The organism is Curtobacterium sp. AB7 (assembly GCF_044909335.1).
In the GTDB taxonomy this organism is placed as follows: Bacteria; Actinomycetota; Actinomycetes; order Actinomycetales; family Microbacteriaceae; genus Curtobacterium.
The window spans coordinates 981,717-1,004,049 of sequence record NZ_JBIYED010000001.1 but is presented as its reverse complement, the minus strand read 5'-3'; the positions used below and the strand labels follow the sequence as shown (position 1 = coordinate 1,004,049).

Genomic DNA, 22,333 nt, shown 5'->3' with positions numbered 1-22,333 from the left:
ACCCGACATCTCCTGCTCACCGTGTGCGGCGCGCGGACGCGCTCGCGGCGACTACTTGCGCGCGACCTTCGCGGTCGACTTGGACGTCGCGGTGCCGTCCTTGTAGCCCGAGGCGTGCGCGGTGACCTTCACCGAGAACCTGTGTCCCGCGTCGGACGTGCCGAGCTTGTACGTCGCAGCGGTGGCCTTCCGCACGACCTTGCCGTCGCGGAGCCACTGGTACTTGTACGTCGCCTTCGTCGTGCTCCACTTGCCGTGGTTCGCCGACAGCTTCGAGCCGACCTTCGCCGTCCCGCTGACCGTCACCTTGCTGCCCGCGGCGAGCGCGAGCGTGGGCGGGGTCACCGAGATGGTCGACGTGCCGGCCTGCTTGCCCGACGCGTTGCCGAGGTGCAGGAGCAGCACGGTGGCCTTCGTGACACCCGACGCCCGGGTGACCCGGAGGGCGCCGGAGTCGGCGAACAGGACGCCGGTGCTGCGGCCCTGCGCGAAGGACAGTGCCGGCTTCGACGGGTCGAACGAGGCACTCTTCGTCTCGTCCACCACGGAGGAGCCCGTGGTCGCGGCGCCCGGGGCGTAGGCCGACTCGGTGAGGACCGAGTAGGTGAACGTGCCCTTCGCACCGATCAGCGCACCCGTGGTCGTGAGCACCTTCACCGAGCTGTCGAAGGTGTTGACGTCCTGGCCGGGCGCCCCGCCGTTGAGCGGCTGGGCGTCGACGACCTTGCCGGTCGCCAGGTCCACTGTCGTGGCGAGCGTCGCGTCGATGGTGGCCGACTTGGCGTCGTACACCAGGTAGTCGGGCTCGCCGTCCCGGTTCGTGTCGATGAGCACCTCGACGTTGGTCACGGCGCCGGGGTTGGCGTCGGGACCGGCCGTGTGGATGCCGAACGCGATCGTGTCCGAGGCCTTGTCGTAGCTCGCACCGTAGGAGCGGATGTCCGCCGCCTGCAGCGAGCGCTTCGCCGAGCCCTCCGGGAACGACTCGACGGGGTCCGTCCCGCCGAGCACGAACGGTGCCACGGCGGCGTGGTAGCCGGTCGTCAGGCCGCCCTGGTCGACGGTGCGTCCCGTGAGCTTCAGGTCGGCCGACCTGCCCGGGCCGGTGAAGGCGACGGTGGAGCGACCCTGCACGGAGCTGACGGGCTTCGGTGCGAGGTACGCACCGACGCGCAGCGGCACCGCGGTCGTGTCGGTCGGCGTGAACGCCACGATGCCCGAGGCGGCGCTGACGAACTCGCGCTGGTAGCCCTGCTGCACCGATTCCTGGGTGGGGTCGATGACGCGGCGGAGCTTCGTCGGGTCAGCGATCGTGAAGGTGAGCTTCACCGTCGCGGTGCGGTTCGCCGGCACGGTGACCCGCTTCGTGTCGAGCGCGAACGTCACGCCGGGCTGCGACACCTGCGGCTGGTAGGCCACGTCGTAGGTGTGCGCGACGCCGTCGGTGTTCGCGATCTGCAGGGTGCGGCTCTCACTCGTCGCGCTCGAGACCTCGACGACGCCGAACGAGGCGGTGACGAGCAGGTCGTTCTCGACGCTCCGCACGGTGGTGCCGGCGGTCACGGCCTGCAGGGCGTCGACGCGGCCGGTGCCCTGCCGGAGCAGGGTGGCCGAGCGCGAGCCGTCCTTGACGTCGTGCGTCGCCGTGTTCATCAGCGCCGCCTTGACCTGCGGTGCGCTCCACTCGGGGTGCGACTGGAAGGTCAGCGCCGCGATGCCCGCGACGTCCGGCGTGGCCATCGAGGTGCCGCTCATCGACATGCGGCCGTCACCGGTGCCGTTGGCCGCCGAGATCACGTTGACTCCGGGGCCGGCGATGTCGGGCTTGACGATGTCGTCGAACGAACCGTGCACGCCGCGGCTGGTGAACCCGGCGAGCGTGTTCACGGCCTCCGGGTCGGTGGCGAGTTCGAAGGCCTTGAGCTCGTCCGCGAAGCGCACGTGCAGGGTCCCCGCCGTGGCAGCTGCCTGGAGGCTCGTGACGGCACCCAGCGTCAGCTCGGCTCCGGGGATGGTCGCGTTCCCGGCGATCCCCCCGTCGAAGGTGTTGATCGTGCCCGCCAGCAGGACGCCGATGCCGCCGGCGGCCTTGACGTTGTCGAAGCGGGTCTTGGAGCCGCACTCGAGGGCGCCGTCGGTCCACTTCAGCCAGACGACCTTGCCCGCGATCTTCGCGGCGTCGGTGGCGCTGAACGCGGTGCAGCCGTCGATGTTCGTGGTCGGGACGACGACGTCGCCCTCGACCGGCAGCGTGCCCGTGTAGTCCTGCGAGTACTGCGACCGGTAGGTCTTCGCGACGTTCGCGGGGGCCGTGACCTGCACGCCGTCGTAGAGCGACTGGCCGGTGGCGCTCGCGGCGACGGTGAGCGCACCCTCGGCGTTGCCCGGCGAGCCACCGATGTCGGTGAAGTCGTCGGCGTTGCCCGAGGCGATCACGGGCAGGACCCCGCGTGCGGTCAGTGCGTCGATCTTGGCGTTGTCGGGGTCGTCCGGTGCGCCGTAGTCGGAGCCGAGCGACAGGTTCAGGACGTTGATGTCCTTGCCCTCGGTGAGCGCCTGGCCCACCCAGTCGAGCGCAGCGCCCGTGACGTCGGTGGAACCGCCGCGGTCACCGAACACCTTGAGGGCGTAGAGGCCGGCCTCGGGCGCGGTGCCCGGACCGATCCACATGTCCTGCACCTGCTGCGTGGTGAGCTTGGTGTAGTCGCCGTCGAACTGCCGCTTGTCGGCGGTCAGGCCGTAGCCCGCGATCGAACCGGACACGTGCGTGCCGTGGTCGCCTCCCGTGCCGTCGATGGGGTTGTCGTCCGGAGCCGGCACCGGGTCGTAGGCCGGGTCGTCCGGGTCGGCGTTGTAGGTCGCACCGGCGAAGTCGTACCCGCCGAGGAACTTCGACGCGTCGTACAGGCTGGGGTCCGGGGCGCCGGAGCTCGCGTTCGCCAGGGCCTGCTGGTAGGCCGCGGTGGTGCCGGGGCCGCCGAAGTCCGCCTGCGTGTAGTCGAGGCCGGTGTCGAGGACGGCGACGTTGACGCCCTTGCCGGTGTGCCCGGTCTGCTGCCAGGCGTTGAGCGAGCGCGTGTAGACGTCGCTCGCGGCGTTCTTCGGCGAGACGCCGTCGGCGCCCGGCTTCACGAGACTCGGGTCGACGCCGGACGGTGCCGCGCTCGCGTCGGCGTTCACCGTCGGCTCGACGATCTTCTTCGGCGTCAGCGGGATGATGCTCTCGACGTCGGAGCGCTTCGCGATGTCCTGCAGCGCGGAGACGTCGGCGACGACCGCGACACCGGGGACGGTGTACTCGGTCGAGTAGAGCTCGGTGGAGTCGGCGTCGGCGCGCTTGACGGCCGCGCGGACGGCCGCGGTGGTCGACTCGATCGCCTTGACGCGGCTCTTCGCTGCCGAGGACTGGGTCCGGGACTTGGTCAGGTCACCGCCCTTCGCAGCGGCGTCCACCTCGAGGGCACCCTGGCCGGTCGTGCGCACGAAGGCGGCGACGGTCTTGGTGGGCTTGGCGTCACGCAGTGGTGCGGAGAGCTTCAGGTCGGCCACCGGCACCCCGGTCGGAGCTGCGGAGGCCGCGCCCCCGACTGCGAGGCCGCCGCACGTCAGGGCCACGGCGGCGATGCCGGCGGTCAGGACGCGCGTGATGCGATGGGAGTTCGGGTTCGGGTCGTGGTTCGGTGTTGCACGGTTCAAAGAGGGCACTCCAGGCTCAGTCCGTGGTTCGCATGAGATTGCTGTGAAGTTATGCGCTCACATTCAGAATGGGCAGTCCGCACTTTGGGGGACACCCCCGTTCGGGGGACGGCCTTCCTGTTAAGTTGCACACCTGTGTGCACGTTATTACGATGGGGTTCGTGACCACTGCTCCCCACCCCGCACGCGCACCCCGCCGCGACGCGACCGAGAACCGGGCGGCCCTCCTCGACGCGGCACGGACCTGCCTGCAGCGCGATCCGGACGCCTCCATCGAGACGATCGCCGCGGCCGCCGGACTCTCGCGCCGCGCGGTGTACGGACATTTCCCGTCACGTGACGACCTCGTGCGCGAGGTCGTGACCTCCGGCGCCGCTCGCATCGCCGCGGCCATGCCGACCACCTCGGACCTGCAGGAGCTGCCGCCGGCCGCCCGACTCGCCGCGATCGCCGTGACCCTCTGGACCGAGGTCTCCCACGTCCGATCCATGGCCCGGGTCGCCGTGCGCAGCCCGTTCGCCGAGCCCGTCGCCGAGGTGTTCGCGCCCCTGCGCGCCCAGGTCCGTCAGGCGTGCACGCTCGGGATCGCCGAGGGCGCCATGCGCGACGACGTCGACCCGGCCACACTCGGGCGCCTGGTCGAGGGAGCGTGCATCGCCGTCCTCGACGAGGCGACCCGGTCCGGCACCCCGGACGAGGCGGGACGGCGCATGGTGGTGCTGTCGGCGCTCGGCATGGCCGGCATCGACTGGCGCACCGCACTGCTGTCCGAACCCGCGGCCCCGGCCGCCGGCTCCACTGTCTCCCCCGTGAAGGACCCCGCATGACGCTCGAACTGGACCACGTCGGCATCGGCGAGGAGCCCGGCGCGGCACTGCCCGTCGTCTCCGCCGTCGCCGCACCCGGGCGCCCCGGGGTCGTCGCCGTCGAGACCGAGCAGGCCCCCGTGCTCGCCTCGCTCGTCGCCGGCGGCCGGATGCAGCCCGACACCGGGCGGCTGCTGCTCGACGGGCACGAGGACGCAGCCGCCGTGCGCCGCGCCTTCGCCCTCGTCGACACCCCGGGCGTCGCCGAGCCCTTCCCCGTGATGACCGTCAAACAGATCGTGCGCGAGGAACTCGCCTTCGCCGCACAGCGTCCCTCGCGCGGTCACGTCGACACCGTGCTCGAGGAGCTCGGCCTGGGGCACTACGCGGACACGCCGGTCCAGCGGGTGCCGACTGCTGTGCGGGTGCAGCTGCTCGTCGAGCTCGCCCTGCTCCGCGACGGCGTGACCGGCGTCGTCGTCACGGCACCCGAACGGCACGGCGGCATCGTCGAGGAGTGGTTCGCCGTGCTCCGCGACGTCGCCCGTCGCGGCGTGACCGTCGTCCTCGTGACCTCGAAGGCCGCAGCCGCGACCGTCGAGGCCCTGCTCGACACCATCCAGACGACCGAGACCATCCAGACGCACGACGACGCCGCGACGCACGTCGCGCTCCCGACCGAGGGTCCCGACGACGCGGCCCTGTCCGACGGAACCGAGCCGGGCCTCCCGTCCGGCCCTTCCGTCACCGCAGAATCCGCAACCGTCCCGACGGAGGCAACCCCGTGACCACCACCTCGCTCGTCCGCGCCGAACTGGCGCGGCTCACCGCGACCCCGCTCGCACGACTGGCGTTCATCGCCCTGATGATCGTGCCGCTGCTGTACGGCGGCGCGTACCTGTGGGCGAACCGCGACCCGTACGCCAAGCTCGACCAGATCCCGGCGGCGATCGTCAACCTCGACGCCGGCGCCACGCTCGACGGCGACCAGGTCGACTACGGCACCGACGTCACGAAGGAGGCGATCGACGGCGCCGACTTCAAGTGGACGAAGACCAGCGCCTCGGACGCGCGCTCCGGCGTGCGGAACGGCACCTACGACTTCGTCGTGACGATCCCCCACGACTTCTCCGAGCACCTGGTGTCCGCGCAGTCCGACGACCCGACGCAGGCGAAGCTCGTCATGACGACGGCCGACACGAACTCGTACCTGGCCTCGACGATCGCCGAGCAGGCGGGCAAGACCATGCGCACCGCCGTCGCCGAGCGCGTCGGCAAGCAGGCGGCGAAGACCCTGCTCGTCGGGCTCGCCGACGTCCGCGACAGCCTCGGCGACGCTGTGGACGGTGCCGACCAGCTCGCTTCCGGCACCGCGAAGGCGGACTCGGGGGCCCGTCAGTTGGCGGACGGCACCGGCAAGCTGTCGTCCGGCGCGGCGGAGCTCGCGTCCGGCACGGCGTCGTTGCCCTCCCAGACCGCGCAGCTGGACAGCGGGGCGCAGCAGGTGGCCTCGGGTGCAGCGACGCTCGCCTCGGGCTTGGCGAGCGCGCAGCAGCAGACCGCTTCGCTGCCGTCGCAGACGCAGCAGTTGAACGACGGGGCACAGAAGGTCGCCGCCGGCAACAAGAGGCTCGCCGACCAGATCGACGGGTACAGCTCCGACGTCGACGCGCTGCAGCCGCTCGACGCCCGCACCGTGCTCGCCGGGATCACCGACAACCTCCCCGAGGGCGTCGAACTCACCGAGGAGCAGCAGGCCGCGCTGACCGCCACCGTCACGGATGCCGTCACGCAGGTGAACACCACGGGCGCACAGGCGAAGAAGACCTACGCCACCGCGAAGTCGTCGGTGGACCAGCTCCGCGACGGATCGGCCCAGGTCGCGGCCGGTACCTCGTCGTTGGCGGCCGCGACTCCCGAGCTGTCCGCCGGCATCGCGTCGGCGGCGACCGGGGCGTCCACGCTCTCGTCGGGCGCCTCGCAGGTGGCAGCCGGCACGTCGGCGCTCGCGTCCGCCGCACCCACGCTGTCGTCAGGTGCTTCGTCGCTCGCCACGGGCGCAGCCTCCGCCGACAAGGGTGCTTCGTCGCTCGTCTCCGGCTTGGACAAGCTGAAGACCGGGTCCTCGAAGCTCGCCGCGTCGCTCGACGAGGGCCGCACGAAGATCCCCGCGTCGAACGCCTCGGAGCGCGAGTCGCAGGCCTCGGTCATCTCCGACCCGGTGAAGGTCGGGGACGACAACGTCGCAGCCGCGTCGAACTACGGCGCCGGGCTCGCGCCGTTCTTCATCTCGCTCGCAGCCTGGATCGGCATGTACGCGCTGTTCCTGATCCTCAAGCCGATCTCGAAGCGGGCGATCACCGCGGTGCGGAAGCCCCTCGCGGTGGTGTTCGGCGGCTGGCTGACCCCGGCGCTGCTCGGCCTGGTGCAGATGGTCGCGCTGTTCTTCATCGTGCGGTTCGCCCTCGACCTCAACGTGGTGCACGTCGGCGGCACGATCGGCATCATGGTGCTGGCCTCGGCGACCTTCGCGGCGATCATCATGGCGCTCAACGTGCTGCTCGGCTCGGTGGGACAGTTCCTCGGCCTGGTGCTCATGCTCGTGCAGCTCGTCACCGCCGGCGGGACGTTCCCGTGGCAGACGCTGCCGGGACCGTTGGCGGCGCTGCACTTCGCGCTGCCGATGACGTACTCGGTCGACGCGATCCGGCAGACGATGTACGGCGGGAACCTCGGCGCCGCGTGGTCCGACGCCGGTGTGCTGCTCTGCTGGCTGCTCGGGGCGCTGCTCGTGTCCTTCGTGGTCACGGCGCGGCAGACCCGCTCCCGCACGCTGCGCGACCTGCGCCCGAGCCTGATCGGGTAGCGGGCGCGGGGCGCGCGTTCGTCCGCGCTCGCGTTCGCCCGCGTTCGCGCGCGTTCGCGTTCGCGTTCGTCCGCGTTCGCATGGTGCGCAGAAAAGGTCGGGTGCCGTCAGGCCACCCGACCATCTCTGCTCACGAAGTGCTGCGCCCGAGGGGCAACGACACCATCTCGCCGCCGAGGAACCGCAGGTCCTCCGGCGGCAGGTCCGCCCGAGCGTCGGGGTCGAGCGCACGGGACGCGTCGTCGCGCGGGACGAAGCCGATCGCTTCGCCCGCCCGCAGGTCGGCCGGCGACCCGGTGTTCCGCGACAGCGCCCACACGACGTGGTGCCCCGGTTCGCGCAGGTCGACGGTCGCGAGCACCAGGCGCGCCAGGTCGTCGGGCGAACTCCACATCAGGAGTGCTCGCGACGACGACGGCTGCTCGCCGAAGGCCCCGATGCGCGCCGAGACGATCGACATGTCGTACCGGTCGGCGAACAGGCTGCCGAGCAGTTCCATCCCCGCCTTCGTCACGCCGTAGTAGGTGTCCGGCCGCGGCAGTCGATCGCCCGGCACGCTGCCCGGCTCGTCGAGGGGCTCGGGGACCCGGCCGACCGCGTGGATCGAGCTCGCGAGCAGCACCCGGAGCACGCCGTTCGCCGCCGCCCGCTCGAGCACGTTCTTCGTGCCGGTCAGGTTGGCCGCGAGCAGGTCGTCCCACGCGGCCTCGGTCGGGATGCCGGCCAGGTGGACCACGGTGTCGACCCCGGCGAGCGCGTCGTCCAGCGCGGCAGGGTCGTTCACCGAGCCGGAGACGAACCGTTCGCCGGCGGACACCGGGTCGTCGGGCGTCCGTTCGTCGAGCAGGACGAGGTCGTGTCCAGCCGCCAGGAGCCTGGGTCGGAGAGCCGCCCCGATGCGTCCTGCGGCCCCGGAGATGAGCAGCGTCGCCATGCCGCGGACGCTACCCGCGGCGCGCGAGCAGTTCCCCCAGGTGGTCGACCACAGCGTGACCGCCCGTGTCACGCCGCCCGCTACGATCGACGGACGAACCAACGGAGGTCGAAGCGCATCATGGGAGACGGCAAACCCGCGACCATCTACGACGTCGCCGCGCGCGCCGGGGTCTCGAAGTCCCTGGTCTCCCTGGTGCTGCAGCGCTCCCCGCGGGTGAGCGAGCAGCGTCGTGCCGCCGTGCTGACGGCGATCCAGGAGCTCGACTACCGGCCCTCGACTGCCGCCGTGTCCCTCGCCGGCACCCGCAGCCGTACCGTCGGTGTGGTCCTCGACGACTTCCGGAACCAGTGGTTCGTCGACCTGCTCACCGGCCTGCGCGAGGCCCTGCAGGACCAGGGCCACCGCCTCGTCGTGGCGGATCGGTTCCTCAACACGGGGCTCGACGCCTCGCCGGTCGAGGGCTTCCTGTCCATGCGCGTCGAGGGCATCGTCATCGCCGGCGAGCCCGACACCGACCTGGCGATCCCGGCGTCGATGCCGGTCGTCATCGCCGGCGGGCGCGTGTCGATCCCCCGCGCGGACACCGTGGCGAACGACGACCGGGCCGGCGGCGGGATGGCCGCGGAGCACCTGCTCGCGCTGGGCCACACGCGGCTCGGCTTCGTGGGGGCGAGTTCGGCGGCGTCGAAGGAACGCCGCGCAGGGTTCGAGGGCGCAGCGGCCGGGGCGCCGACAGCGGGCGCGAGCGTCGCCGTCGTGGTCCTGCCCGGCGAACCCACCGAAGAGGCCGGCTCGCGCGCCCTCGGCGCCCTGCTCGACGAGCACCCCGACGTCACCGCGGTGTTCGCCGCCAACGACGTGATGGCCCTCGGAGCACTGTCCGAACTCGCCGAACGCGGACTCCGGGTCCCTGAGGACGTCTCCGTCATCGGCTACGACGACACCCCGGTCGCCGCCACACGCTACGTCGGCCTGACGAGCATCGACGACCGCAGCGTGGAGATCGGCCGCGGCGCCGGCGAGCGCCTGCTCGCCCGCATCGCCGACCCGGGCCTCGCCGCCAGCGAGTCCCTGGTCGAGCCCCGCCTGGTCGCGCGCCGCACCACCGCTCCGCGCTGACGCGGCTGACGGGAGGCCCGCCCTACGTCCGCCCCGCCCGCTTCGTGCGCAGGAATGGTCGGGTCCAGGGCCCGTACCCGACCGTTTCTGCTCAGGAAGCGTCCGGCAACTCCGCGTGCTGCACGATCCACGAGTGCATGACGATCGCGGCCGCCGCCGAGGCGTTGATGCTCCGCGTCGACCCGAACTGCGTGATCTCCAGGTGCCCGGACGCCCCGGCCACGGCTTCGTCGGTGAGCCCGGGGCCCTCCTGTCCGAACAGGAACACGCACCGCTCCGGGATCGCGGCGGTCTCGATGCGCTCGGCACCGGGGGTGTTGTCGATCGCGATCACCGGGCGCTGTTCCTCGGCCATCGCGGCCAGGAACGCCTGCACGTCGGGGTGGTACCGGACGTGCTGGTACCGGTCGGTGACCATCGCGCCGCGCTTGTTCCAGCGCCGCCGCCCGATGATGTGGACCGTGCCGGCCAGGAACGCGTTGGCGCTGCGCACGATCGAGCCGATGTTCAGGTCGTGCTGCCAGTTCTCGATCGCCACGTCGAACGCGTGCCGGCGGGTGTCGAGTTCGGCGACGATGGCGTCCATCGACCAGTACCGGAAGTGGTCGAGCACGTTCCGCGGGTCCCCCGCCGCCAGCAGTTCCGGGTCGAGTCGCGGGTCGTCGGGCCAGGGTTCCGGGTGCGGGCCGACACCGTTCGTCGTCAGTTCGTGCGACGGTTCGGGCGCAGTGGTCACCGCACCAGCGTACGGCGCGGGCGCGCGGGGTCAGGCGCCGCGGGCGACGCGGGACTCGATGCCCGCGATGAGCACGTCGAGGCCCAGCTCGAAGCGGGCGTCGTACGAGTGCTCCCCCAGGATCTGCCCGACGAGCGTGTGCCGCTCGGGGCGCCCGGTGTCGTCGTCGCCCCGGCCGATCTGCACCGAGGTGTGGCCGACGACGAAGTCGTACACGACGAAGAACGTGTACATGGCCTCGACCTCGGGCAGCCCGGCGTCACACAGTGCCCCGACGACCTTCGCCACGACGGCGTCGGACTCGGTGGACACCAGTGCCCCACGGCGGCTGTGCGACTCGAGCACCAGGGGGTGGGTGCGCATCAGGTCGCGGAAGGTCCCCGCGAACACCCGGACGACCGCGTGCCACTCGTCCGGCCAGACGAAGGTGGCGGTGAACTCGTCGACCGTGCGGCGGACGAGCTCGGCGTGCAGGTCGTCGAGGCCGCCGATGGTCCGGTGCACGGTCATCGGCGCGACGCCGAGCCGGACCCCGAGCGCACGGAACGACAGGCGGTCCAGGCCGTCCTCGTTCGCGATCGCCGTCGCGGCGTCGATGACCTGCTCGCGGCTCAGCACGTTCGGCCGTCCACGACGTCGTCGCGGAGCCACCTCGACCAGATCGGGAACCGCGTCCGTGGCCGGCGCGGTGGCGGATCGGGGCGCGGCGGTCGGGGATCCGGGTTCGACGAGCACGGCGGGGTCTCCTTGATTCAGTACGGGTCTCGAAAAGCCTAGGGCAAAGCCGAATGGCGTTCGGTGTCTCGACCATCTCGGGTCCGTCGGCGACGCGCAAGAGCCGATCCGCGCCTCCCGGCCCCTTCGGAGGAACCCGACCGCAGCGACCCGACCGGCGAGCCGGCCCGTCGGCCGTGCGCAGTAGGGTGAGGCCATGGCGACCCGCGACGACGTCGAGTGCTGGCTGACCGACATGGACGGCGTGCTCGTCCACGAGAACCAGGCCCTCCCCGGTGCCCCCGAGCTCATCCAGCAGTGGCTCGACGAGGGCACCGAGTTCCTCGTCCTGACGAACAACTCGATCTTCACGCCGCGTGACCTCAGCGCCCGGCTCCGGAGCTCGGGCCTGCGCGTCCCCGAGGAGCGCATCTGGACGAGCGCCCTCGCCACGGCCGACTTCTGCAAGTCCCAGATGCCCGGCGGCTCCGCGTTCGTCATCGGCGAGGCCGGCATGACCACCGCCCTGCACGAAGCCGGGTTCATCATGACCGAGACCGCTCCCGACTACGTCGTCGTCGGTGAGACCCGCAACTACTCGTTCGAGGCGATCACCAAGGCCGTCCGTCTGATCCGCGACGGCGCCCGCTTCATCGTCACGAACCCCGACGCCACCGGCCCGAGCGCCGAGGGGGTCCTGCCCGCCACGGGTGCGATCGCCGCGATGATCGAGAAGGCCACCGGCAAGCAGCCCTACGTGGTCGGCAAGCCGAACCCGATGATGTTCCGCTCGGCGATGAACCGCATCGGCGCGCACTCCGAGAACACCGGCATGATCGGCGACCGGATGGACACCGACGTGCAGGCCGGCATCGAGGCGGGGCTCCACACCGTCCTCGTGATGACGGGCATCAGCGACCAGGCCGAGATCGACCGCTACCCGTTCCGCCCGAGCGAGGTCATCTCCGGCGTGCACGAGCTCGTCCGCACCGCCCCCTTCGAGGTCGAGCTGTAGCGATGCGCTGGGACCCGTCGCGGTACGCCGCGTTCGCGGACGACCGCGGGCGTCCCTTCCACGACCTGGTCGCGCAGGTCGCGTGGCCGGCCGGTGACGGACAGGAGGCCCCGCGTCGCGTCGTCGACCTGGGCTGCGGTCCCGGGGCCCTCACCGCCACGTTGGCAGCGCGGTGGCGTTCGTCGCCGGTCGTCGGGATCGACAGCTCGGCGGAGATGCTCGCATCGGCTGCGGCCGACCCCGCTCTGGCGGGCTTGCCGAACCTGTCGTTCGAGCTCGGGGCGATCGAGGACTGGACGCCCGGGCCGACCGACGACGTGGTCGTGACGAACGCGGCGCTGCAGTGGGTGCCGTCACACGTGGCGCTGCTGCCGCGGTGGCTCGACGCGATGCCGTCCGGGTCGTGGTTCGCGATGCAGGTACCGGGCAACTTCGGGTCCCCGTCGCACGCCTTGATGCGGTCGATCGGGGCCTCCGGTCCCTGGGCGTCGGCGCTCGACGGCGTGCTGCGCGAGGACCCGGTGCTCGACCCCGCCGGCTACCTCGGCATCATGCTCGACGCCGGTTTCACGGCCCGCGCGTGGGAGACGACCTACGCGCAGCTGCTGCCGGGCGAGGACCCGGTGCTCGACTGGGTACGCGGCACCGGGCTGCGACCGGCACTGGCTGCCCTCGACGCCGCCGACCCGACCGGTGCGCTGACGGCGGAGTACGTCGAGCGGTACCGGGCGGCGCTGCGCGAGGCGTACCCGGCGAGCACCCACGGCACCGTGTACCCGTTCCGCCGCGTCTTCGCCGTCGGCCGCAAGCCCTGAGGGGTCAGCGGCGGGTCACTCGACGGTGACGAGGGTGCCGAGCGGCAGTGCGTTCACCGCGGCGACGGCATCGGCGTCGAGCCGGACGCAGCCGTGCGACACCGTGCCCGAGGTCGTGGCGTTCCAGTGCAGGCCGATCAGCCCGCCGTCGTGGCCGCCGTACGGCTCGTCGGCGGCCCCCGAGTGCAACGACGTGAGCTGGATCGGGTGGTCCCCCGTACCCTGGGCCGGGTCGACGTAGCGCTGTTCGAGGTACCCGGTCACGTCCGTCGGCGTCGGGGTGTCCGCCGTGCCGACTCCGGCGTCGAAGCGCTGCAGGGTCGTGCCGGCCGCGTTCACGACGGACACGGTCTGGTCGGTCGTCGAGATCACGATCCGGGAGCGCGGTGTCGCCGTCTCCCGGAGCGCGCGGACCGGCACCCACGCCGCGGTCTGCGCGGCGGCGCCGGTGGTCCCCGCGGCTGACGGCAACTGCTGGCGGGCAGGGGTGAGGACGAGCTCCCAGTCGCCGTCGCGTTCGACCCCGACGACGGTGGTCGGTTGCCGCAGGAAGTCCTGCGCGGCGAGACGGGCGACCGGGCGGTCGCGGTGGGCACCGAACAGGGGTGCGTCCGCGGTCAGGTGGAACACGGTGTCCGACCGCACGGTGCGGTCGAAGGGCATCAGGCCGGCGATGACGGCGGAGTACTGCGCTTCCGGCAGCTTCGCGACCGCGGCGGCGTCGACGTGCGGGACCGCGGGCGCGGCGCTGGCCGGTGCCGTGGCCGGGGTCGTCACCGGTGCGGCGGCGGTGCGGTCGCTGCCGAGGAGCGCGGTCGTGACGAGCCCGGCCGCGGCGAGCACGGCGAGTGCGGCACCGGCGGTGGCCCAGATGGTGCGCGTGTGCATGACGTGGCTCCGAGGAGGGTGGAGAGCGGGGAGGGTGGAGAGCGGCGGGGCCGGTGCCCGCGGGTGCGGGCACCGGCCGGTCGCATCTGTGGTGCGGTGATGCGAGCGGGTCAGCCGCTGACGACCGGCAGGTGGATGCCGGTGCCGCCCGTGGTCGCGCCGGGGTCGGTCGCCACGCCGGTGCCCGTCCCGACCGTGCCCGTCCCGCCGGTGCCGGATCCCGTTCCCGTCCCGCCGGTCGCCGCCGCCGCCGGGGTGACGGTGATGGCGAGTGGTGCGGCCAGCACCGAGTCGCCCGTGCTGGCGACGAGGTCGACCGTGTGCGCACCGGTGGCGGTGCCGGCGGGGATCGTCACGGTGCCGGCGACCGTGCCGTCGGCAGCGACGGTCAGGGTGCCCACCGTGACGGGGTCGGAGTGCAGGACGACGGACAGCGTCGCACCGGCGGTGAAGCCCGTGCCCGCCAGCGCCAGCTTCGACCCCGCTGCGACCGACGAACCGTGCGGCGCCGTGAGGACACCGGTCAGCACCCGCGCGGTGCCGCCGGTCGACAGGACCTTGACGGCGCCGTTCGAGGCGACCGCCACGGTCGCGCTCGTCGCTGCGGCGAGGTCGAGTCGCTCCCACGAGCCGTTCGCCGTGCCGGTCTGGTCGAGCGGGTAGCCCGAGTCGATCTCCGTCTGGGCGAGCACCGACGTGCGCTGGGCGTCCGTCAGCGTCGGGAACGTGGTGCGGAGCAGGTTCTCCGCGCCGGCGGGGACGGACGGCGCCTGGCCGGCGGTCCCGGTCTTCGCGAAACCGTAGGTCATGCGCTCCTGGTAGACCCGCACGGCCGAGGCGCGGTCGGTGACGACCTGGGCGGTTCCGCCGGGGATCGCCTTCCCGCCGTAGGGGGTGTTCGTGTAGGGCTGCTCCTTCGCGATGCAGTTCGCCAGGGTGTCGCCGCACTGCTGCTCGAGGTACTGCACGAGCTCGGCGCGAGCGGGCTCGAGCACGTCGGTGCGGTACTGGGTGTCGGACCAGCGGGCTGCGAGGGCGGCTTCGCCGTCGATGCGCCCACCCATGATGTCGAGCGGGTAGTGCACGCCGAGCACGATGCGGTCGTTGCCGTTCTCCGACGTGCGGGCGAGGATCTCCGGCGCGAGCTCGGGGACGAGCGTCGCCAGGGTGATGCCGGCCTGGTACGCCGTGGTGGTGTGTCCGCTGGGGTACGAGCCGCCGGTGCAGATGCCCGCGGTGCCGTAGCCGGGGTCGAGGACGACGTCGTTCGGCGAGAACTCGTGCGTGGTGTCCGTGGCGACCGGGACGCGGGTGATGTCGAGCGTGCCGTCGGCCGATGCCCACGCCTTGCCGGCGCGGTTGGCGGAGACCGACGAGGCGTTCACCGTCGCGGGGGCGCAGCCGGTCTGGTCGTCGGTCGCGGGGAGCGTCGCGGTGGTGGTCGCGGGCAGGTAGGGGCGCGGGTAGCTGTAGTGGGCCTTCGCGGTACCGGTGCTCACGTACGCGCCGGTGCTGCCGTTCGAGCTGTTGATGACCGCGCTCGTCAACGGCAGGGCGCCGTCGAGCCGGCCCTGCACGTACGCCTTCTCGAGCACGTCGCCGAGCCCCTGCGCGACCGTGGAGGACTGGTCGTAGGCGGTGTTCGTGGCGTTCTGGTACTCGGAGTCCTGCAGCGCGGTGAACTGCTGCGCCGCGGTGGCGTTCTGGTTGATCCACGAGGTCAGCTGGTCGTTCTTCGCCAGCGTGGTCGGGTCGACGACGGTGCCGTGCAGGTCGTTGGCGCCGCTCGACGTCCAGAACTGGTCGTACCCGCTCAGCAGCGAGACGAGGTCGGGCTTGGCGGAGTCGCTCGGGTACGTCGTGGCCGCCTGGGCGACGAGGGGCGTCCCGAGCACGAGTGCGGTCGCGGCGACGGCGACGGTCACCCCGCGGACAGCGGTTCTGCGCATGTGTGGTGGCCGCCCGGGGACCGAGCGGCGCTCCTCTCTTGGTACCGACTTGGAATCACCACGACGGTAGGGAGAGGCGGTTGCCAGCGCGCGAACGGGGGTCTACCGCGAGGTGAACCGGACCGCAGGCTGTGCGGGTTCGAAGCCACGGGCCTCCAGGGCGAACGCCGCCATCGGCGGCACCGAACGCCAGCGCTTCGCCAGGCGACGCGGACGGTCGTCGCGCCACGCGACCATGCCGCCCGCGACGATCCCGAACGCCAGCACCAGGAACGAGAACAGGCCGATCAGCCCGAGGCCCACGAGCCGACCGGTGTCCGACGGATCAGCGGTCGCGGAGTACCCGATCGACCCGAAGTCCCAGAACGCGTGCAGCAGCACCGGCACGAGCAGTGACCCGGTGACCCGGCGAGCGACGTAGAGCGTGGAGCCGAACGACGCCGCGAAGACGACCTGGACCAGCGTCGGTCCGATGCCGGCCCCGGCGAGCGCGTTGAGCAGGTGCAGCAGCCCGAACAGCACGCACGACAGCGCCCACACGCCGAACTCGGGCACCCGGCGCCGGAGCCCGACCAGCAGCGTGCCCCGGGCCATCAGCTCCTCGAACACCCCGACGAACAGCACCCCGACGGTGAGCAGCAGGAAGTAGCGCACGGGCAACGCTGCCCAGTCGATGAACGGCAGGCGCACCACGCACACCACCAGGACCAGAGCCGGAGCCAGCGCCGACCAGCGCAGCGGTGTCCGGGTGCGGTCGACGGTCGCGATCCGCCACCACCCGAGTCCCGTGACGACCACGGCGAGCGCGACGGCGGCGATGCCCTCGGGGACGACCAACGACCGGACGACGCTGTCCACCGTCTGGCCGAGGGTCGGGTAGTCGTCGCTCGGGCGCGACCGCCACGCACTGATCGCCGCGAACACCACGAGCGGCGCGAGGCCGATGAGCAGCGAGGGCGGGACCGGCCAGCGGCGGCGACGGGGTTGGTGCACGTCCCGGTTGTACCAGTGCAGCCGTACGATTGGCGGTATGCGCCTGCCCTCGTTGTCGACCATGGCCGAGGACTACGTCAAGCTCATCTGGAAGGCCGGGGAACGCGGCGGCGCCGGACTGGCCACGCGGGACATCGCGGCGACGCTGAAGGTGTCGGCCTCGACGGTGTCCGGCAACCTCAAGAAGCTCGACCGCGACGGCCTCATCGAGCACACCCCCTACTACGGTGTCGTGCTCACCCCGCTCGGGCACCAGGTCGCCGTGGCGATGGTCCGGCGGCACCGGCTGATCGAGTCGTTCCTGGTGTCCCGCCTCGGTTACACGTGGGACGAGGTCCACACCGAGGCCGAGGCGCTCGAGCACGCGGTGTCGGAGCGGTTCCTCGACCGGGTCGACGCCGACCTGGGGCACCCGACCCACGACCCGCACGGCGACCCGATCCCCGCCGCGGACGGCACCGTACCCGCCACGCTCGGTGTCCTGCTCGGCGCGATCGAGCCCGGTGCGTGCGGCACGGTCGACCGGGTGTCGGACGACGACCCCTCGTTGCTGCGGTACTTCGACGAGCTCGGGGTCGGTCTCGGCACCCACCTGCGGGTCGAGCGGGTGCGGGACTACGCCGGCGTCATCGCGGTCTCCCGACGTGGGGCCGACGGCGCCGAGGCGCTCGTCGACCTGCCCGCCGCTGCCGCTACCGCGATCTGGCTCGCTCCCGACGCCGACTGACGAGGGCGCGGGCGCGATGTCCGCGTCCGCCGCGCCCGCCCGCGCCCGTTGAGGTTCCGAGATCTCGGAACCTTGGCGCGCTCAGGGCTCGCGCGTGGAACCTCGGCGACGAACCGACGGCGTGTTGTGGAACCTCACGCGGGGGCGGCAGCCGACTCCAGCCGATCCCGGTCCGCCCTGGTCCGCCCCGCCGCGTGGCGGACGGGAGGCCCGTGGCGGCGTCGCCACGGGCCTCCCGTCCGTCAGCTGGTGACGTCCACGGCCGCGCTCACCCCTTGGCGGACCGGGTGCGGCCGAGCGCCACCTCGCGCCGAGCCCGCTCGAGGGCGAGCGCGGACGCCGCGTCCGGGTCGTGCAACAGCCGCTCCGTGTCGGCGGCGTGTTCCCGCACGGCCTCGGAGCCCCGGTCGGCAGCCGCCCTGAGCACCGGCACCACTGTCTCCTCGCCCAACCCCACCAGTGCCCGCGACAGGCTGAGCCGCCGTTCGCGCGGGCCGACCCCGAGCTGCACCGCGAGCGTCCGGGCCAGGTCGGCCCGCTCGTCGTCGGGCACGAGTGCGACGGCGGTCCGCCAGGCGGCGCGGAGCACCTCGTCGTCGTGGTCCGCGAGCAGTGGGCGCACCGATGGCCAGGCCGACGGGTCGCCGACCTTCGACAGGGTGTGCAACGCCTGGCTGCGGGCCTGCGGCTCGGAACGGGTGAGCGACGGGACCACCCGCCCGACGACGTCGGCCGACGGGTGCCGGGTCAGCGCCCAGGTGAGCATGTCGCGGACGAAGAAGTCCGGCTCGACGGCGCACTGTTCGACGAGCACGTCGAGGTCGGCCGCGTCCGGGGTGGTCCCGGCGGCCATCACGGCCTGCAGCCGAACCGAGGAACGGGGGTCGGCGAGGGCATCGGTGAGCGCGGTCATGGGTCCATGCAACCCGCTGCCACCGGGGCCGTGTCAAGCCTCGAGGCATAGCGTCGGCCGAGGAGCGGTTCACATCGAGGACTGCTCGCCCGACCACGAAAGGACCCCCGTATGCCCCGCATCGGTACCAGCGACCTCCACGTGTTCCCCCTCGCCCTCGGCGGCAACGTCTTCGGGTGGACGGCGGACGAGTCGACCTCCCACCAGGTCCTCGACGCCTACGCCGCGGCGGGCGGCGACTTCATCGACACCGCCGACGTGTACTCCGCGTGGGCTCCCGGCAACGAGGGCGGCGAGTCCGAGCGGGTGATCGGTTCGTGGCTCGCGGCCTCGGGCAAGCGTGACGACGTCGTCATCGCCACGAAGGGCTCGCAGCACCCGCAGTTCCAGGGCCTCGGCGCGGACACCGTCGCCGCTGCCGCCCGTGCCAGCCTGCAGCGCCTCGGCACCGACCGGATCGACCTGTACTACGCGCACTTCGACGACCAGTCGACCCCGCTCGAGGAGACCGTCCGCGCCTTCGACCAGCTCGTGCAGGACGGCATCGTCCGATACACCGCGATCTCGAACTACTCGAAGGACCGCGCCGAGGAGTGGATCCGCATCGCGACCGAGAACGGCCTCGCGCAGCCGGTCGCGATCCAGCCGCACTACAACCTCGTCACCCGCCAGCCGTACGAGTCCGAGATCGCCCCGCTCGCCCACGCGCACGGCCTCGGCGTCGTGCCGTACTTCGCACTCGCCGCCGGGTTCCTGACCGGCAAGTACCGCTCGAAGGAGGACTTCGCCGGCAAGGACCGCGAGGGCCAGGTCTCGGGGTACTTCAACGACGAGGGGCTCGCCGTGGTCGACGCCCTGTCCACCATCGCGGAGGCCCGTGGCACCGAGCTCGCGACCGTCGCCCTGGCGTGGCTCCAGGCGCAGCCCGACGTCGTCGCGCCGATCGCCAGCGCGCGCAACACCGAGCAGCTGCCGGCACTGCTGGCCTCGGCGGAGCTCGAGCTCAGCGCCGACGAGCTGCAGACCCTGTCCGACGTGTCGGCGAAGGTCCCCGCAGCCGCCTGACCCGCGCCCAGTTCACCGCGGCCCGCTCGCGCGTCACGGATGCGTGTGCATGTTCCGACGATCCACCAGACGATCAACTCGTGGAATGTCGTTCATTGCACACGCATCCGATGCGTGCGCATGTCTCGACAGAACACGCGTCGATCACGTCGTGGACCGTCGGAAGATGCGCCCGCACGTACCCCAGCCGCCAGCCGCAGCAGCCGCCCTACGCCCCCGGGGCCAACGACGCCGTGAGCTCCTGTCCCGACGACCGCGTCACGAAGCACGAGATGAACCGGTCGCCCTGGTCCCACGTCGCCTGGTCCGGAGCGTACGACCCCTGCACCTGCACGTCCCCGACGGCCGCAGCCGCCGAGGCGTTCAGCGCCGCGTCCGACTGGCACTGGTCGGCGGCCTGCGTCGCGAGGGCCTCTGCCCCCGGGTACGCATCCCCGTCGACGGCGATCCGTGCGGTGAGCTGCCCGATGTGCGGCGTCGCGCAGTCGACGACCGTGAAGCTCTGCGCCCAGGCGTTGGTGAACGGCGACAGGCACTCCCCGCCGGCCAGGTCGGTCCAGGCGTGCTCGCCCGGCAGCGCGGGCGTGGTGGCGAACTGGAGCGTGGCAGCCGGAGCAGCGGCGTCCGAGGGAGAGGCAGCGGCAGAAGCAGATGCAGCAGCCGAAGGAGTCGCCGGAGCCGATGACGCTGCCGCCGGGGACTTCGTCGGCGCGATCTCCTGGTCGGAGATGTTGTTGCCGCGGATCCACGTCGTCAGCAGGAACACCAGGGCGATGAGCACGACGATCAGGGCGATCGAGCCGTAGACGAGCAGCTGCTTGCCGCGCTTGCCCTCGCTCCGCAGGCGCGCCGCGCCCTGGTTGATGAAGTTGTCGCGCTCGACCGGCTGGCCGGACGGAGCGGGAGCAGGCGACGAGGCACCGGCACCGGCAGCACCGGCAGCAGCCGACGGCAGCGCGGCGGCCGGCATCATCCGCGTCCCGGTGTCCTCCGGGTCGTAGCCCGTGCCGCCGAGTTGCCCGACGGCCTCGGTGCCGAACAGGTCCTTGATCGCACTCGTGTCGCTGGTCTCGCGGCCGTCCCACTCGGTCTGGTCCAGGTCGTCCGGCGCAACGGCCGGCAACGCCGTGGGCTGCGCCCCCGTGTCGTCGCCGCGCAGGCCGAGGACGGCGTCCAGGTCCTGCCCCACCGCGGGCGGCAGGTGCACTGGGGACGCGGGCGACGCAGCGGGCTCGACGAGCGGCGGAGCAGCGGCGGCCGGCAGCGCTGTGGTCGCCGCGTCCTCCGGGAGGCCCGTCCCCGACTCCGCCCCGTCACCGGCAGTGGGCTCCGGACGGACGTCCAGTGCCTCGGTCGGCGCCGCAGGAGCAGGAGCGGCAGCAGCAGGAGCGGCAGCGGCAGCGGCAGCAACGGCAGCGGGCGGCACGACGGCTGGCGGGACGGCACCCGGCACCGCCGGCGGCACCGGGAACGTCCGCGGCGCCTGCGGCACCCCGTCGGCCGGGGTGTCGACCTCGCCCGAGACGACCTCGGCGTCGGCATCGGCATCGGCATCGGCATCGGCAACGAGGTCGGCGTCGTCCGCCAGCGACCACGAGCCGCTGCCACCGAGCGCCGTCGTGTCGAACGAGTCACCGGTCAGGGCCGTCGGGACCTCGCCGGTCTCGTCGTCGCGGATGGCCCAGTCGAACGGTCGGTCCGGTCCGGCTCCCTGCGTGGGCACGGGACCCGTTCCGGCGATGCGGAGCAGGTCGGTGAAGCTCGGCGGCTCCTCGGACGGGGGCAGCACGTTCTCGACACCGAGCGGCTGGTGGGCGACGGGTCCGGTCGGCGGGACGGGCGCGCCGGAACCGGTTGCACGGCCGAGCCAGTCGACGTCGGCACGGCCCTCGCCGAACGGGTCGGTGCGGCGACGTTCGTCCTCGATGGCCCTCGACGCCGCGGCGCGCTCGTCGCGGTGGGTCTGCGCGGTGGGCAGCACGATCGACGAGGGGTGCGGCGCTGTGGGGTTCGGCGGCACGACGGCGGCCGGCGGGATGCGGTCGTGCAGGGTGGAGCGCTCGTACTCGGCGGCGGCGTCCGGGCTCTCGGACGGAGCTGACAGCTGCTCGGGCATCGAGATGGCCTGCGTCGCGCCGTCGTCCAGCACCGGAGCGGCCGGAGCAGGCACCGCCGCAGCCGCGGGTGCCTCGGGCTCCGGTGCCGACGCCTCGAACGGCTCCGGCAGCGGGGCGCCCGTCTCACGTGCGGTGCGCTCGGCTTCGCGGCGCTCCCGTCGCGAGGGCCAGTCCTCCTCGCCCCGCGGGGCGCCGAAGATGTCAGCGGCGCTGCGGAGACCGTGGAACGGAGCGTCCGGGTCGGACGCGCGCCGGGCCTCCTGGCCGTCGACCCCGTCGGCACCGTCGGCCGCCGCTGCGGGGCCGGCCGTGTCCTCGGGGTCGCGCGCGTCGTCCGGACGCTCCCCGCTCACGCGGTCAGCCCCAGATCAGCCAACCCGATGGCCGCGAAGTAGGGGTACCCGGCTGCCTCGATGGTCTCCTTGGCGCCGGTGTCGCGGTCGACGACGACCGCGACGGCGGCGATGATCGCGCCCTCGCGCTCGAGCGCTTCGGCCGCCTTGAGCGGCGATCCGCCCGTGGTGGAGGTGTCCTCGAGCACGACGACGCGCTTGCCCGCGAGGTCAGGGCCCTCGACCTGCTTGCCGCGGCCGTGGTCCTTGGGCTCCTTGCGGACGACGAAGGCGTCGTAGGTCAGGCCCTGTGCGGCGGCCTGGTGCAGCACAGCACTGGCGATGGGGTCGGCGCCCATGGTCAGTCCGCCGACGGCCGAGACGTCCGGCACCTGCTGCACGAGCTCGGTCATGACCTGGCCGATCAGCGGCGCGACCCGGTGGTCCAGGCTGACCTTCCGCAGGTCGATGTAGTACGTCGCCTTCTTCCCGCTGGTCAGGGTGAAGTCGCCGTGGAACACCGCTTCGGAGGAGATGTACTGGATCAACTGTTCGCGCGCGTCGGTCACAGCGCACAAGGGTAGCCGGTCGGACTCGCAGCGCGCTCCCCCGTCCTGTGGGGTCGTCCCGAGCAGCGCTCGGTAC

At 72.5% G+C, this 22,333-nt stretch carries 18 protein-coding genes; 8 read left to right on the top strand and 10 right to left on the bottom strand.

Features of this window, described 5'->3' with window-relative positions; translation table 11 throughout:
• Positions 1–51 precede the first annotated feature (51 nt).
• The gene (locus tag ABH929_RS04995) at positions 52–3,696 is read right to left on the bottom strand and encodes a S8 family serine peptidase (RefSeq protein WP_404560356.1); all 3,645 of its coding nucleotides are present in this window, start codon (positions 3,694–3,696) and stop codon (positions 52–54) included.
• A gap of 161 nt (positions 3,697–3,857) precedes the next feature.
• Here ABH929_RS04995 and ABH929_RS04990 point away from each other — a divergent pair, with 161 nt between their 5' ends.
• The 3 genes from ABH929_RS04990 to ABH929_RS04980 are packed head-to-tail and all read left to right on the top strand — an operon-like array spanning position 3,858 to position 7,368.
• Positions 3,858–4,523 carry a TetR/AcrR family transcriptional regulator gene (locus ABH929_RS04990; protein WP_263091227.1) on the top strand — a complete coding sequence of 222 codons (666 nt, stop codon included), beginning with the start codon at positions 3,858–3,860 and terminating at the stop codon, positions 4,521–4,523.
• Positions 4,520–5,290 carry a hypothetical protein gene (locus ABH929_RS04985; RefSeq protein ID WP_404560355.1) on the top strand — a complete coding sequence of 257 codons (771 nt, stop codon included), beginning with the start codon at positions 4,520–4,522 and terminating at the stop codon, positions 5,288–5,290. Before ABH929_RS04990 ends, ABH929_RS04985 begins: the two co-directional genes overlap by 4 nt.
• Complete coding sequence (locus tag ABH929_RS04980) at positions 5,287–7,368, top strand: YhgE/Pip family protein (RefSeq protein WP_205463849.1); 2,082 nt, start codon at positions 5,287–5,289, stop codon at positions 7,366–7,368. Before ABH929_RS04985 ends, ABH929_RS04980 begins: the two co-directional genes overlap by 4 nt.
• A 130-nt stretch (positions 7,369–7,498) precedes the next feature.
• On the opposite strand, the gene ABH929_RS04975 is transcribed toward ABH929_RS04980, so the two are convergent.
• Complete coding sequence (locus ABH929_RS04975; protein ID WP_404560354.1) at positions 7,499–8,302, bottom strand: NAD-dependent epimerase/dehydratase family protein; 804 nt, start codon at positions 8,300–8,302, stop codon at positions 7,499–7,501.
• A gap of 120 nt (positions 8,303–8,422) precedes the next feature.
• On the opposite strand from ABH929_RS04975, the gene ABH929_RS04970 reads away from it, so the two are divergent.
• Positions 8,423–9,424 (top strand): LacI family DNA-binding transcriptional regulator, encoded by a 1,002-nt coding sequence (locus ABH929_RS04970; protein ID WP_404560353.1) that lies wholly within the window; start codon positions 8,423–8,425, stop codon positions 9,422–9,424.
• Positions 9,425–9,515: 91 nt separating this feature from the next.
• Here the strand turns inward: ABH929_RS04970 and ABH929_RS04965 are convergent, their stop codons facing one another.
• The gene (locus ABH929_RS04965; RefSeq protein ID WP_263091229.1) at positions 9,516–10,160 is read right to left on the bottom strand and encodes a TrmH family RNA methyltransferase; all 645 of its coding nucleotides are present in this window, start codon (positions 10,158–10,160) and stop codon (positions 9,516–9,518) included.
• Between the two features lie 30 nt (positions 10,161–10,190).
• Positions 10,191–10,895 (bottom strand): TetR/AcrR family transcriptional regulator, encoded by a 705-nt coding sequence (locus ABH929_RS04960; RefSeq protein ID WP_205463844.1) that lies wholly within the window; start codon positions 10,893–10,895, stop codon positions 10,191–10,193.
• A gap of 196 nt (positions 10,896–11,091) precedes the next feature.
• Between ABH929_RS04960 and ABH929_RS04955 the strand changes: the two genes are divergently transcribed.
• Positions 11,092–11,889: an HAD-IIA family hydrolase gene (locus ABH929_RS04955; protein ID WP_404560352.1), complete on the top strand. Its 798-nt coding sequence runs from the start codon at positions 11,092–11,094 to the stop codon at positions 11,887–11,889.
• A gap of 2 nt (positions 11,890–11,891) precedes the next feature.
• Entirely contained in the window at positions 11,892–12,704 is an 813-nt protein-coding gene (locus ABH929_RS04950; RefSeq protein ID WP_404560351.1) for a methyltransferase domain-containing protein, read from the top strand.
• Between the two features lie 15 nt (positions 12,705–12,719).
• Here ABH929_RS04950 and ABH929_RS04945 read toward each other — a convergent pair whose 3' ends face one another.
• The 3 genes from ABH929_RS04945 to ABH929_RS04935 all read right to left on the bottom strand — a co-directional run bounded on the left by ABH929_RS04945 (position 12,720) and on the right by ABH929_RS04935 (position 16,534).
• The gene (locus tag ABH929_RS04945; protein WP_404560350.1) at positions 12,720–13,592 is read right to left on the bottom strand and encodes a L,D-transpeptidase family protein; all 873 of its coding nucleotides are present in this window, start codon (positions 13,590–13,592) and stop codon (positions 12,720–12,722) included.
• A gap of 110 nt (positions 13,593–13,702) precedes the next feature.
• Positions 13,703–15,541: a phosphatase PAP2 family protein gene (locus ABH929_RS04940; RefSeq protein ID WP_404560349.1), complete on the bottom strand. Its 1,839-nt coding sequence runs from the start codon at positions 15,539–15,541 to the stop codon at positions 13,703–13,705.
• 102 nt (positions 15,542–15,643) lie between these two features.
• On the bottom strand, positions 15,644–16,534 hold the full coding sequence (locus tag ABH929_RS04935) for a lysostaphin resistance A-like protein (protein WP_404560348.1): 891 nt from the start codon (positions 16,532–16,534) through the stop codon (positions 15,644–15,646).
• Positions 16,535–16,571: 37 nt separating this feature from the next.
• On the opposite strand from ABH929_RS04935, the gene ABH929_RS04930 reads away from it, so the two are divergent.
• The gene (locus ABH929_RS04930) at positions 16,572–17,261 is read left to right on the top strand and encodes a metal-dependent transcriptional regulator (RefSeq protein WP_205463836.1); all 690 of its coding nucleotides are present in this window, start codon (positions 16,572–16,574) and stop codon (positions 17,259–17,261) included.
• Between the two features lie 268 nt (positions 17,262–17,529).
• Here ABH929_RS04930 and ABH929_RS04925 read toward each other — a convergent pair whose 3' ends face one another.
• On the bottom strand, positions 17,530–18,174 hold the full coding sequence (locus ABH929_RS04925; RefSeq protein WP_404560347.1) for a HEAT repeat domain-containing protein: 645 nt from the start codon (positions 18,172–18,174) through the stop codon (positions 17,530–17,532).
• A 111-nt stretch (positions 18,175–18,285) separates the two neighbouring features.
• Here ABH929_RS04925 and ABH929_RS04920 point away from each other — a divergent pair, with 111 nt between their 5' ends.
• Positions 18,286–19,239, top strand: coding sequence for an aldo/keto reductase (locus tag ABH929_RS04920; protein ID WP_404560346.1), 954 nt, complete (start codon positions 18,286–18,288; stop codon positions 19,237–19,239).
• Positions 19,240–19,447: 208 nt separating this feature from the next.
• On the opposite strand, the gene ABH929_RS04915 is transcribed toward ABH929_RS04920, so the two are convergent.
• The gene (locus ABH929_RS04915) at positions 19,448–21,709 is read right to left on the bottom strand and encodes a septum formation family protein (protein WP_404560345.1); all 2,262 of its coding nucleotides are present in this window, start codon (positions 21,707–21,709) and stop codon (positions 19,448–19,450) included.
• The gene (gene pyrE / locus ABH929_RS04910; protein WP_205463832.1) at positions 21,706–22,257 is read right to left on the bottom strand and encodes an orotate phosphoribosyltransferase; all 552 of its coding nucleotides are present in this window, start codon (positions 22,255–22,257) and stop codon (positions 21,706–21,708) included. Before pyrE ends, ABH929_RS04915 begins: the two co-directional genes overlap by 4 nt.
• Positions 22,258–22,333 lie beyond the last annotated feature (76 nt).